General features: G+C 54.2%; 7 protein-coding genes. 4 read left to right on the forward strand and 3 right to left on the reverse strand.

The genetic code is table 11. The features are described 5' to 3' along the window. On the reverse strand, positions 1-516 hold a 516-nt coding region (locus AC0TN7_RS09390; RefSeq protein ID WP_473702106.1), incomplete at its 3' end, for a porin. Between the two features lie 742 nt (positions 517-1,258). Here AC0TN7_RS09390 and rcsD point away from each other — a divergent pair. Together rcsD and rcsB are read left to right on the forward strand one after the other, a co-directional pair. Then, positions 1,259-3,931, forward strand: a complete 2,673-nt coding sequence (rcsD, locus tag AC0TN7_RS09395; protein WP_024908200.1) for a phosphotransferase RcsD — start codon at positions 1,259-1,261, stop codon at positions 3,929-3,931. Positions 3,932-3,947: 16 nt separating this feature from the next. After that, positions 3,948-4,598 (forward strand): response regulator transcription factor RcsB, encoded by a 651-nt coding sequence (gene rcsB / locus AC0TN7_RS09400; protein ID WP_003859405.1) that lies wholly within the window; start codon positions 3,948-3,950, stop codon positions 4,596-4,598. 89 nt (positions 4,599-4,687) lie between these two features. Here rcsB and rcsC read toward each other — a convergent pair whose 3' ends face one another. Together rcsC and gyrA are read right to left on the reverse strand one after the other, a co-directional pair. Continuing rightward, the gene (gene rcsC, locus AC0TN7_RS09405; protein WP_148768928.1) at positions 4,688-7,534 is read right to left on the reverse strand and encodes a two-component system sensor histidine kinase RcsC; all 2,847 of its coding nucleotides are present in this window, start codon (positions 7,532-7,534) and stop codon (positions 4,688-4,690) included. A 135-nt stretch (positions 7,535-7,669) separates the two neighbouring features. Continuing rightward, entirely contained in the window at positions 7,670-10,306 is a 2,637-nt protein-coding gene (gene gyrA / locus AC0TN7_RS09410; protein WP_148768929.1) for a DNA topoisomerase (ATP-hydrolyzing) subunit A, read from the reverse strand. A 146-nt stretch (positions 10,307-10,452) separates the two neighbouring features. On the opposite strand from gyrA, the gene ubiG reads away from it, so the two are divergent. Further along, positions 10,453-11,181, forward strand: a complete 729-nt coding sequence (ubiG, locus tag AC0TN7_RS09415) for a bifunctional 2-polyprenyl-6-hydroxyphenol methylase/3-demethylubiquinol 3-O-methyltransferase UbiG (RefSeq protein WP_473702107.1) — start codon at positions 10,453-10,455, stop codon at positions 11,179-11,181. Between the two features lie 347 nt (positions 11,182-11,528). After that, positions 11,529-13,814 (forward strand): class 1a ribonucleoside-diphosphate reductase subunit alpha, encoded by a 2,286-nt coding sequence (gene nrdA / locus AC0TN7_RS09420; protein WP_473702108.1) that lies wholly within the window; start codon positions 11,529-11,531, stop codon positions 13,812-13,814. The last annotated feature ends 19 nt before the right edge of the window (positions 13,815-13,833 follow it).

The following is a 13,833-nucleotide window of genomic DNA, read 5'->3' on the forward strand; positions in this document are numbered from 1 at the left end:
GCCCTGATACTGCAGAGCAAAGTTCAGGCCGTCCACCAGACCAAAGAAGTCCTGGTTACGGTAGGTCGCGACGCCGTTAGCACGTTGCTGCAGGAAGTTGTCAGCGCCGTAGGTATCGCCGCCAAATTCTGGCAGAACGTCAGTCCAGGAAGTTACGTCGTAGATTACGCCGTAGTTACGACCGTAATCGAAAGAACCCGCCTCAGCGAATTTCAGACCCGCGAACGCCACACGCGTCCAGGACTGATTGTCACCTTCAGTGGTGTTGCCCTGAATCTGGTATTCCCACTGGCCGTAACCGGTCAGTTGATCGTTAACCTGAGTTTCGCCTTTGAAGCCAAGACGCATGTAGGTCTTGTCGCCGTCGTTACCCTTGTCGTCAGAAAAATAGTGCAGACCATCAACTTTACCGTACAGATCTAATTTGTTGCCATCTTTGTTATAAATTTCGGCCGCATTTGCTGCGCCTGCCACCAGGAGTGCTGGTACCAGGAGGGACAGTACTTTAACTTTCATTTTATTAACCCTCTGTTATATGCCTTATAATTGCCACTGCTTACTGGTTAACCCTCATTAACCAGTCGGCAATTTCATTCTCCGCAAAATCACAGAATAATCCAATGCGAATATGATACGAAAACTTTGAAGATGTTTCATTTATCTATGAACATGTTTCAAAATGTAAATATCAAGGAACTTTTACAAAGCACAAATAGCTTAGAAATTTAGCATTTATAATCAAAAGAAAAATAACACACATGAAAATCAACCACTTATAATAAAAATCGTTACAGCACTGAATGACAAAACAAGATCGCGCCTAATCTCTAAAATATCTCTCGCTATCATCATTAACTTTATTTATTACCGTCATTCAGTTTTGAATGTCTGTTTATCCCTAATTGAGCCGAATGCTTCGCATTCGGTTTTTTTTTACCTTTCTTTACGTAACTTCTCATTTTTTGTGCTACCGCACCGAAACTGTAACGACTATTAACTAAATCTTCACTGCTATCCTTCGCTGGCGAAATATTGATGTAAAACTTAATTTCTTGTTAATTCGTGCTATTTGCTGGCTAAGCGCACTTATTATTTGTACGCGCACGGCGTGTTTGTACATGTTTAGTGCGCCACCTGCCGCCGATATTGTCCGTTGAAAAAGTCGACTCTTCCCGGGCAGTGGCGCTGGAAATTCAGTTATTACGCTTTATACTGCCCTATCGCCACAGAGCATGACCATGACGGGTTAAAGATATCAATGAGTCAGACTGAAACTACCGCCCCGAGCAAATTTTCCCTCCTTCCCGGGAGCATCACCCGTTTCTTTCTTCTTCTGATCGTTGTGCTGTTAGTGACCATGGGGGTGATGGTACAAAGCGCGGTTAACGCCTGGCTGAAGGATAAGAGCTATCAGGTCGTCGATATCACCCACGCCGTGCATAAGCGCATCGATACCTGGCGCTACGCCACCTGGCAGATTTACGACAATATCGCGGCCGCCCCGGCCTCCTCGTCCGGAGATGGACTTCAGGAGACACGGCTTAAGCAGGATGTCTACTATCTCGAAAAACCGCAGCGTAAGACCGAGGCGCTTATTTTTGGCTCTCACGACAGCGCGACGCTTGAGATGACGCAGCGTATTTCGACCTATCTGGATACTCTCTGGGGTGCCGAAACGGTGCCATGGTCGATGTACTATCTGAACGGTCAGGACAACAGCATGATCCTGATCTCCACGCTGCCGTTAAAAGATCTCTCTTCCGGATTTAAAGAGACCACCGTGGGCAGCATCGTCGATTCCCGCCGGGCAGAGATGCTGCAGCAGGCGAATGCCCTCGATGAACGTGAGAGCTTCTCTTCCCTGCGTCGTCTGGCCTGGCAAAACGGTCATTATTTTACCCTGCGCACTACGTTCAACCAGCCAGGACACCTGGCGACGGTGGTGGCCTTCGATTTACCGATTAATGATTTAATCCCGCCGGACATGCCGCTCGACAGCTTCCGTCTGGAGCCCGACAGCAGCACCCAGAACATGCGGGCGGCGTCTGACAAAGAGGCCGCAGAGAGCGTATCGATCTCCTTTAACGGCTCGAAAATCGAAATTGCCTCATCGCTGAATTCGACCGGTATGCGTCTGGTGTGGCAGGTGCCGTTTGGCACGCTGTTGCTCGATACCCTGCAAAATATCCTGCTGCCTCTGCTGTTAAATATCGGTCTGCTGGCGCTGGCGCTGTTTGGCTACAGCACCTTCCGTTTCCAGACGGGGCGTCAGAGCGACGCCTCTGCGGTTCCGGCCGGCACCAGCAATGAGCTGCGCGTATTGCGTGCATTGAATGAAGAGATTGTTTCCGTGCTGCCGCTTGGGGTCTTAGTTCACGACCAGGAGGCGAATCGTACAGTGATGAGCAACAAAATTGCCGACCATCTGCTGCCGCATCTTAACCTGCAGAACATCACCACCATGGCGGATCAGCATCAGGGGGTGATTCAGGCCACCATCAACAATGAACTGTACGAAATCCGTCAGTTCCGCAGCCAGGTGGCTCCCCGCACGCAAATCTTCATTATTCGCGACCAGGATCGCGAAGTGCTGGTCAATAAAAAGCTCAAGCAGGCACAAAGACTGTATGAGAAAAACCAGCAGGGGCGCGCCGCATTCATGCAGAACATTGGCGATGCCTTCAAGCAGCCGTTAAAAACGCTGGCAACCCAGGCGGCGGCGTTAAACACCGCTGAAAGCCACCAGCTTGCCTGCCAGGCCGATTCGCTGGTCAGAATGGTTGATGAGATCCAGCTGGCGAACATGCTGGAGAATGATTTCTGGAAGGGAACCCCAACCCTCTTCTCCATTCAGGAACTGATCGATGAAGTGGTGCCGGAAGTGCTGCCCGTCATTAAGCGCAAAGGTTTGCAGCTGCTGATCAATAACAATCTCCCTGCGAATGACGAACGCCACGGCGATCGTGAAGCGCTGCGGCGTATTCTGCTGATGATTATTCAGTACGCCGTGACCACCACGCAGATTGGCAAGATCACCCTCGAAGTTGGCACTGAGGAGTCAGCAGAAGACCGCCTGACGTTCCGCATCCTGGACACCGGGGAAGGCGTCACCACGAGTGAAATTGATAATCTGCACTTCCCGTTCCTGAATGACACGCAAAGCGATCGCTACGGCAAGGCCAATGCCCTGACCTTCTGGCTGTGCGATCAGCTGGCGCGTAAGCTCGGCGGCCATCTGAATATCAAAGCCCGTGAATCCCTCGGCACCCGTTATTCTCTGCACGTGAAAATGGCGGCCAATCCGCAGGAAGAAGATGAAGAACGTCTGCTGGATGATGTCGTGGTGATGGTCGATGTGACCTCGAACGAGATCCGCAATATTGTCGTTCGCCAGTTAGAAAACTGGGGTGCGGCCTGCATCACGCCGGATGAAAGACTTGCAAGTCAAGAATTTGATCTGTTTTTAACTGATAATCCGTCTAATCTTACTGCCTCCGGCTTGCTTTTAAGCGATGATGAGTCAGGCGTGCGGAAAATCGGCCCTGGCCAGCTGCGCGTCAACTTTAATATAAGCAATGCGATGCAGGAAGCTGTACTACAACTAATAGAAGAGCAGCTGGCGCAGGAAGAGATAGCGGAATCCCCGTTAGGCGGCAATGAAAATGCCGAGCTTCACGCCAGCGGATACTATTCACTCTTTGTTGATACAGTACCAGATGATGTTAAGCGGTTGTATACTGAGTCCGCTGCGAATGATTTTGCAGCGCTGGCACAGACAGCACACCGGCTTAAAGGGGTGTTTGCCATGCTTAATCTGGTTCCCGGCAAGCAGTTATGTGAAACGCTGGAACATCTAATTCGTGAGAAAGATGCCTCTGGCATTGAAAAATACATCAGCGACATTGACGCCTACGTCAAAAGCTTGCTGTAGCAAGGTAGCCTTATACATGAACAATATGAACGTAATTATTGCCGATGACCATCCGATTGTACTGTTCGGTATTCGCAAATCACTTGAACAGATCGAGTGGGTGAATGTAGTCGGTGAATTTGAAGACTCTACAGCACTGATCAATAATCTCCCAAAGCTTGATGCACACGTGCTCATTACCGATCTCTCCATGCCTGGAGACAAGTACGGTGATGGGATCACGCTCATCAAATATATTAAACGTCACTTCCCGGATATCTCGATCATTGTTCTGACCATGAACAACAACCCGGCGATCCTGAGCGCGGTACTGGATCTGGACATCGAAGGGATTGTGCTGAAACAGGGCGCACCGACCGATCTGCCAAAAGCGCTTGCTGCGCTGCAGAAAGGCAAGAAGTTCACGCCTGAGAGCGTCTCTCGTCTGCTGGAAAAAATCAGCGCGGGTGGCTACGGTGACAAACGCCTGTCGCCGAAAGAGAGTGAAGTTCTGCGCCTGTTCGCCGAAGGTTTCCTGGTGACCGAGATCGCCAAGAAGCTGAACCGCAGCATTAAAACCATCAGCAGCCAGAAGAAATCAGCGATGATGAAACTGGGCGTGGACAACGATATTGCACTGCTGAACTATCTTTCCTCCGTCACGCTGAGCGCAACGGACAAGGATTGATCTCAACGGGTGTGCGGCCTGATGCCCTCACCCCGCCCCTCTCCCACCGGGAGAGGGTGAAAAGCTTAAAAGGCCCTTGCGGGCCTTTTTTATATTCTTGTTTTTCTCACGCGCTCCGCGTAAATCGACAATGTCTGCTTCAGCACGTCCAGCGTCACCGGTTTCGACAGACAGCTGTCCATGCCTGACTCCAGACAGCGCTGCTTCTCTTCCGCCAGCGCGTTCGCCGTTACGCCCACCACCGGCAGCGTCAGGCCCAACTGTCGGATGCGCTGCGTCAGACGGTAGCCGTCCATGTTTGGCATGTTGACGTCGCTAAGTACGATATCAATATGATTTTTACTCAGCACATTCAGCGCATCCACACCGTCATTGGCCGTTTTGCACTGGTAGCCCAGCGATCCAAGCTGGTCAGCCAACAGGCGGCGGTTAATCGGATGATCATCCACCACCAGAATCATCATATCGTCATTCACTGACGCCAGAGACTCGGGTGACGGCAATCCGCCCGCGCCGTCGCGCTCTTCCAGCTCCACTTTGTAGATGCGCGCCAGCAGGCTCAACAGCTCGTGCGGGGTTGCGACACTGTGTACCCATTCCCCAGGCGCACGCTCGACAGGAATGCCGATGTGGCGACGACAGAAGAGCACCGCCCCTCTTCCCTGCCACGGCTGATCCGGCATCTCGTCGGCGATCAGCACATCGTCCACGTCCGGCGTTTGACCTTCATAGCGGCACACCCTCACGCCGCTGTGGGCAAGCAGCGCCGTCAGGTAGTCATTCAGCGAGGCGTTATGCACCGCCAGCCAGCAGCGCTTATCGCTCAGCCCGTCTACCGTGGATTTTGCCGGATACTGCGCCGAATAGAGCGGAATGCGGATGGTGAACTGGCTGCCCATGCCGGGCTCGGTATCCACCGAGATATCACCGTCCATCATGCTGACGAGCTTCTCACAAATCGCCAGCCCCAGTCCGGTTCCCTGGAAGTTACGCTGCACGCCGGTACCGACCTGGAAGAACGGATCGAACAGACGAACCACTTCTTTCGCCGGGATGCCGACGCCCGTGTCGCGCACGCGAATGCTCAGGTAATCCCCTGCCCGGCAGACGTGCAGCACAATACAGCCGGTATCGGTGAATTTAATGGCGTTGCTGAGCAGGTTAGAGATGACCTGCTGCAGGCGCATCGGATCGCCGTGCAGCGTCAGCGGCACATCCGGCTCAATAAAGCAGTAGAGCCCCAGCTGTTTACGCACGACCAGTGGCAGATAGTTGGCGCTGATATGGTTCATGACCTCGCGCGGCGAGAACTCCCGCGGCTCGATTTTCAGCTGCTCAGACTCAATTTTAGAGAAGTCGAGAATATCGCTGATGATTTTCAGCAGCAGGCTGGAGGAGTTGTTCATCGCCGTCACCAGCCTGTCGACCCCTTTCGGCAGCTCTTTCGTCTGCAGCAGGTCGAGGTTACCGATGATCCCGTACAGCGGCGTTCGCAGCTCGTGGCTGACGGTCGCAAGGAACATGGATTTCGACTGGCTGGCCTGCTCTGCCGCCTGCGCCATCTCCTGCAACGACTCTTCCATTTTCACGCGCGCGGAGACATCCACCAGCACGCAAATCGCCACGTTTTCATTGCGATAGCGGGAATGGACAAAGCTAATCTGCAGGTTGGTGTGCGTGCTGGTAAGCACGTCGACAAAGTTAACCTGCTGACCGCAGATAATCTGCGTCAGCCTTTGCCGGTCCTCATGCGTCAGCATATTCAGGTAGTTATGCGCCAGTTCGTTACTCAGGATGTTGGTCCCGTCCTGGGTACGCAGAATACAGATCCCCACCGGCGCCGAAGCGACAATCTTCCGGTTAAACTGCTCGTGTTCCTCCAGCCGCTGGGCGTCGCTCTCGGCGGGAATAAAGATTTTCCGCTCATACATGCGCGCCAGGGTGAACAGCGCCCCACCCGCGATCAGGTTCAGCAGAATGGCATTCATGATGAGAATGCGTATCCGCTCAAGCACCATGTCCACCGGCAGCGAATAGACGATACTCAGCGAGGAAGGCGGCAGGCTCTTCTTCAGCACCAGTTCGCGGAACCCTGAGGTATAGCCAAACCACGACCGCTCCTGCATCCAGTGGGGTTCGACGTTAAGCCGGTTATCGGGCCCGGCAAGCGAGATCAGCTGATGACCGTTTTCATCCAGAATGGTCACCCCCATGGGCAGGCTGCCCGGGGTGAAGAAGTTTTCCATGCGAATGGTCTGCTCAATCCCCAGCAGCGCCTGCAGGCGATTGCCGAGATACACCGGCGTCAGAGCGTAGAAATAGCCCACGCCCGGACGCGGGCCCTGGCTCACCCAGAAGATGTTATTGCCGCGTTCGTCCTGCGGCGCATTGCGGTATTTCACAATACGTTCATGCAGGCTTTTCAGCGCATCGTCACGCTCAACGGGCACGTCGCGCAGGCCAAAGTCAGCCATGCAGAGATTCTCGCTGCCAATCAGGAAGACGCGGTTCAGGTCATAGGCGGCGGAGAAATTGTCGCGCCAGTAGCGCATAAACCAGGCAAGGGATTCCAGCGACCCGCGCCAGGAATTGCTCATGGTGGAGCAATCGGAGTCCGGGAACAGCGGCTGGAAATCCGGGACTTCAGTTTTGTCATCACGCCCGCGAAGCGCAAGGATGCCGTTTTCCGCCGTCAGACGATTTTCGGCAATATACTTCAGCTCCTTCATCACGTCAGACGTTCGCTGAATGTAGCGCTGGGCCTGGTCGGAGCTTAAGTTAAACTCCTGGCGGATCTCCGCTTCTTTCTGGTGCAGCGCGTTAACGATGTAAAACACCGAGAACAGGGCCACCAGCAGCCAAAGCAAGAGCGCCAGCGCCCGAAACAGATAGCGAGAGACTTTCAGCGTAGTACGAAAGGAGACGAGGTATTTCAAGGGGGCGAGGCTCCGCCGTCGGGGTCAAAAGAATGTGGTTAAGGTAGCGGTAAACGCGCCAGGTCGCAACGTTGACTTATCTGCTTGTGCAAAAGAAAAGGGCCGGAATCCGGCCCTTTTTTGCATCAGAAGACATTACTCGTCAGCGTCATCCGCTGCGTCATCGTCAGTGTCGACTTCCGGCGCGATATCATCATCGCCTTCCGCAACGCTACCGTCGATGGAATCGAGCTCTTCATCATCCACCGGCTCAGCAACACGCTGCAGACCCACCACGTTCTCATCTTCCGCTGTACGGATGAGGATTACGCCCTGGGTATTACGCCCTACCACGCTGATCTCAGACACGCGGGTACGCACCAGCGTACCGGCATCGGTGATCATCATGATCTGGTCCGCATCGTCCACCTGCACCGCGCCCACAACGGAACCGTTGCGCTCGGTAACTTTGATAGAGATAACGCCCTGCGTGCCGCGAGACTTGGTTGGGTATTCCCCTTCCGCCGTACGTTTACCGTAACCATTCTGCGTTACGGTCAGGATAGCCCCTTCACCGCGCGGAATAATCAGAGAAACCACGCTGTCTTCGCCAGCCAGCTTGATACCACGCACGCCCGTCGCGGTACGGCCCATCGCACGAACGGCGTCTTCTTTAAAGCGCACCACTTTACCGGCCGCAGAGAACAGCATCACTTCATCAGAACCGGAGGTCAGATCCACACCGATCAGCTCGTCGCCTTCGTTCAGGTTCACGGCGATAATACCGGCAGAACGCGGACGACTGAACTCGGTCAGCGCGGTTTTCTTCACGGTACCGCTGGCGGTCGCCATAAAGACGTTCACGCCCTCTTCGTACTCGCGTACCGGCAGGATGGCGGTGATACGTTCGTCCGCTTCCAGCGGCAGCAGGTTAACGATTGGACGACCACGTGCGCCACGGCTCGCTTCCGGCAGCTGATAGACTTTCATCCAGTACAGACGACCGCGGCTGGAGAAGCAGAGGATCGTGTCATGGGTGTTAGCCACCAGCAGGCGGTCAATAAAGTCTTCTTCTTTAATACGTGCCGCAGACTTGCCTTTACCGCCACGACGCTGTGCTTCGTAGTCGGTCAGCGGCTGATACTTCACATAGCCCTGGTGAGACAGGGTAACCACCACGTCTTCGCGGTTGATCAGATCTTCAATGTTGATATCAGAGCTGTTCGCGGTGATTTCGGTGCGGCGCTCGTCGCCGAACTGATCGCGGACCAGTTCCAGCTCTTCACGGATCACTTCCATCAGACGCTCTGCGCTGCCCAGGATGTGCAGCAGCTCAGCAATCTGTTCCAGCAGCTCTTTGTATTCGTCGAGCAGTTTTTCATGCTCAAGGCCGGTCAGTTTCTGCAGACGCAGATCCAGAATCGCCTGGGCCTGCTGTTCAGTCAGGTAATACTGACCGTCACGCACGCCGAATTCAGGTTCCAGCCACTCAGGACGCGCTGCGTCATCGCCCGCACGTTCCAGCATCGCGGCGACGTTACCCAGATCCCACGGACGGGAAATCAGGGCAGCTTTCGCTTCCGCCGGGGTTGGCGCACGACGGATCAGTTCGATGATCGGGTCGATGTTGGCCAGCGCAACCGCCAGCGCTTCAAGGATGTGCGCACGGTCGCGCGCTTTGCGCAGTTCGAAGATGGTACGGCGGGTCACCACTTCACGGCGGTGACGCACGAACGCGCTCAGGATCTCTTTCAGGTTCATGATCTTCGGCTGACCATGGTGCAGTGCAACCATGTTGATACCGAAGGAGACCTGAAGCTGAGTCTGGGAGTACAGGTTGTTCAGCACAACCTCACCCACCGCGTCGCGTTTGATCTCAATCACAATGCGCATACCGTCTTTGTCAGACTCGTCACGCAGCGCGCTGATGCCTTCAACGCGTTTTTCTTTTACCAGCTCGGCGATTTTTTCAATCAGACGCGCTTTGTTCACCTGATACGGGATCTCGTGAACAATGATGGTTTCACGGCCGGTTTTAGCGTCCGCTTCCACTTCGGCGCGGGCACGGATGTAAATCTTGCCGCGACCGGTGCGGTACGCTTCTTCAATACCACGACGACCGTTGATGATCGCCGCCGTCGGGAAGTCCGGGCCCGGGATGTGTTCCATCAGCCCTTCAATGCTGATGTCTTCATCGTCGATATAGGCCAGGCAGCCGTTGATCACCTCGGTGATATTGTGCGGCGGAATGTTGGTTGCCATACCGACCGCGATACCGGACGAACCGTTAACCAACAGGTTCGGGATCTTGGTGGGCATCACATCTGGGATGCGCTCGGTGCCGTCGTAGTTATCGACGAAATCAACGGTCTCTTTTTCCAGGTCGGCCATCAGCTCATGAGCGATTTTCGACATACGGATTTCCGTATAACGCATCGCCGCAGCGGAGTCGCCGTCGACTGAACCAAAGTTACCCTGGCCATCTACCAGCATGTAGCGCAAGGAGAATGGCTGCGCCATACGAACGATGGTGTCATAAACGGCAGTATCACCATGCGGGTGATATTTACCGATGACGTCACCGACGACGCGGGCAGATTTTTTATAGGCTTTATTCCAGTCATTGCCCAATACGTTCATGGCGTATAGTACGCGACGGTGTACCGGCTTAAGGCCATCGCGGACGTCCGGCAGCGCACGGCCAACAATGACCGACATCGCATAGTCCAGATAGGAGCTCTTCAGCTCTTCCTCGATGTTAACCGGTGTAATTTCTCTCGCAAGGTCGCTCATCTAACCGCTATCCCTCTACTGTATCCCGGATTCAAAGGTCGCAAATTATAACACAGCCGAGGTGATTGAGGTAAACCTATACGCTTTATTCACGGGGATTGCCTGATATACTCATTCGTCTTGCTAAATAAGGAGTAAAAGCGCCCATGAATGCCGAAAAATCCCCGGTGGTTCACAACGTTGACCACGAAGAGATTGCCAAATTTGAAGCGGTGGCGTCCCGCTGGTGGGATCTCGAAGGTGAGTTCAAACCGCTGCACCGTATTAACCCGCTGCGTCTGGGCTATATCGCGGAGCGTTCCGGCGGTCTGTTCGGTAAGAAAGTGCTCGACGTCGGCTGCGGCGGCGGCATCCTGGCTGAGAGCATGGCGCGCGAAGGGGCGAATGTTACGGGCCTGGATATGGGCTTTGAACCGCTGCAGGTGGCCCGCCTTCATGCGCTGGAGTCGGGTATACAGGTGGAATACGTGCAGGAAACCGTAGAAGAGCACGCGGCAAAACACGCCCATCAGTACGATGTGGTGACCTGCATGGAGATGCTGGAGCACGTTCCCGATCCGCAGTCGGTGGTGCACGCCTGTGCAAAACTGGTAAAACCGGGCGGCCAGGTCTTCTTCTCAACCCTCAACCGCAACGGTAAAGCCTGTCTGATGGCCGTTGTCGGCGCGGAGTATGTGCTGCGCATGGTGCCGAAAGGGACCCACGACGTGAAGAAATTCATTAAGCCTGCAGAGCTGTTAAGCTGGGTTGACCAGACGTGGCTCAAAGAGCAGCACATCATCGGCCTGCACTACAATCCGCTGACCAATAAATTCAAACTCGCACCGGGCGTTGATGTTAACTATATGTTGCACACAACCGCCAAAAACGACTAACGTCATTCGTTATTCTTATAAAGATTGCGCGACATCATGTTGCGCAATTCTGACCTCTCGTTGAAGAAATCAGCACTCGATCAAATTTTGAATTTTTTTTCTTAATTATTGACATGTCTTCCAGGCCTTACGGTACGAGGACTTAGCCTTTTTTACCCTTTCACAACCTCAATTTAACGTCAAAATCAACCCTTGTGCTGAAAAGATTCGATACTAGAATACTCACCATATAGCGTTTTTCTTATCGCAAACCCCCTATATGTAGTATTTATCCACAGAGTTAGTCACAAGACGGATCTGTGGATAAGCGGGGGATATTTTTTATTTCACGGACAGGTAAAACCCACATGAATCAGAGTCTGCTGGTGACAAAGCGCGACGGTACTACCGAGCGTATCAATCTGGACAAAATCCATCGAGTTCTCGACTGGGCAGCAGAAGGACTGAACAACGTATCTATCTCCCAGGTTGAACTGCGTTCTCATATTCAGTTCTACGACGGCATCAAAACGTCTGATATCCACGAAACTATCATCAAAGCGGCGGCAGACCTCATCTCCCGCGAAGCACCGGATTATCAGTACCTCGCTGCACGTCTGGCGATTTTCCACCTGCGTAAAAAAGCCTACGGCCAGTTTGAGCCGCCGAAGCTTTACGATCACGTGGTGAAAATGGTTGAGCTGGGCAAATACGACACGCATCTGCTGGAAGACTATACGGAAGAAGAGTTCGAGCAGATGAACGGGTTTATCGATCACTGGCGCGACATGAGCTTCTCCTACGCGGCGGTGAAGCAGCTCGAAGGCAAATACCTGGTCCAGAACCGTGTAACCGGTGAGATCTACGAAAGCGCCCAGTTCCTCTACATTCTGGTGGCCGCCTGCCTGTTCTCTAACTACCCGCGTGATACCCGTCTGGATTACGTGAAGCGTTTCTACGATGCGGTTTCGACGTTCAAAATTTCTCTGCCGACGCCAATCATGTCTGGCGTGCGCACCCCTACCCGTCAGTTCAGCTCCTGCGTCCTGATCGAGTGTGGTGACAGCCTGGATTCCATCAACGCCACCTCCAGCGCCATTGTGAAATACGTTTCCCAGCGTGCAGGTATCGGCATCAACGCCGGCCGCATCCGTGCGCTGGGCAGCCCGATTCGCGGCGGTGAAGCGTTCCACACCGGCTGTATCCCGTTCTATAAGCACTTCCAGACGGCAGTAAAATCCTGCTCTCAGGGCGGCGTGCGCGGCGGTGCTGCGACCCTGTTCTACCCAATGTGGCACCTGGAAGTGGAAAGCCTGCTGGTCCTGAAAAACAACCGTGGTGTCGAAGGCAACCGCGTGCGTCACATGGACTACGGCGTGCAGATCAACAAGCTGATGTACACCCGTCTGCTGAAAGGTGAAGACATCACCCTGTTCAGCCCGTCCGACGTTCCAGGCCTGTATGACGCGTTCTTCGCCGATCAGGACGAGTTCGAGCGTCTGTACACCAAATATGAAAAAGACGACAGCATCCGCAAGCAGCGCGTGAAGGCGGTAGACCTGTTCTCCCTGATGATGCAGGAACGTGCCTCTACGGGCCGTATCTACATTCAGAACGTTGACCACTGCAACACCCACAGCCCGTTTGACCCGGTTGTTGCACCAGTGCGCCAGTCTAACCTGTGCCTGGAGATCGCTCTGCCGACCAAACCGCTGGAAGACGTGAACGACGAAAACGGCGAAATCGCGCTGTGTACGCTGTCCGCGTTCAACCTGGGCGCGATTAAGAGCCTGGACGAGCTGGAAGAGCTGGCCGTGCTGGCGGTTCGTGCCCTCGACGCCCTGCTGGACTACCAGGATTACCCAATCCCGGCAGCGAAACGCGGTGCGATGGGCCGCCGTACCCTGGGTATCGGCGTGATCAACTTCGCCTACTGGCTGGCGAAAAACGGCAAGCGTTACTCCGACGGCAGCGCTAACAACCTGACGCACCAGACGTTTGAAGCCATTCAGTACTACCTGATGAAAGCCTCTAACGAGCTGGCGAAAGAGCAAGGCGCGTGCCCGTGGTTCAACGAAACCACCTACGCGAAAGGCATTCTGCCGATCGACACCTACAAAAAAGACCTGGATGCGATCGTCAGCGAGCCGCTGCATCTCGACTGGGAAGGCCTGCGCGAGTCCATTAAAACGCACGGCCTGCGTAACTCCACGCTCTCTGCTCTGATGCCGTCCGAGACCTCTTCGCAGATCTCTAACGCTACCAACGGTATCGAACCGCCGCGCGGCCACGTCAGCATCAAAGCGTCGAAAGACGGCGTGCTGCGTCAGGTCGTACCGGACTACGAAACGCTGGGCAACAACTACGAGCTGCTGTGGGAAATGCCAAACAACGACGGCTACCTGCAGCTGGTGGGTATCATGCAGAAGTTTATCGACCAGTCGATCTCTGCCAATACCAACTATGACCCGACGCGCTTCCCGTCAGGCAAGGTTCCGATGCAGCAATTGCTGAAAGACCTGCTCACCGCCTATAAGTTTGGCGTGAAAACGCTGTACTATCACAACACCCGTGACGGTGCGGAAGACGCGCAGGACGACCTGGTTCCGTCAATTCAGGACGATGGCTGCGAAAGCGGCGCATGTAAGATCTAATGTAAATGCCGGGTGGCGC

It is taken from the genome of Enterobacter sp. PL_is511 (genome assembly GCF_055816065.1).

What these genes read in the sequence shown, in the direction of transcription:
- rcsD (WP_024908200.1), top strand. Translation starts at nt 1,259, where the DNA reads ATGAGTCAGACTGAAACTACCGCCCCGAGCAAATTTTCCCTCCTTCCC.
- rcsB (WP_003859405.1), top strand. Translation starts at nt 3,948, where the DNA reads ATGAACAATATGAACGTAATTATTGCCGATGACCATCCGATTGTACTG.
- gyrA (WP_148768929.1), bottom strand. Translation starts at nt 10,306, where the DNA reads ATGAGCGACCTTGCGAGAGAAATTACACCGGTTAACATCGAGGAAGAG.
- ubiG (WP_473702107.1), top strand. Translation starts at nt 10,453, where the DNA reads ATGAATGCCGAAAAATCCCCGGTGGTTCACAACGTTGACCACGAAGAG.
- nrdA (WP_473702108.1), top strand. Translation starts at nt 11,529, where the DNA reads ATGAATCAGAGTCTGCTGGTGACAAAGCGCGACGGTACTACCGAGCGT.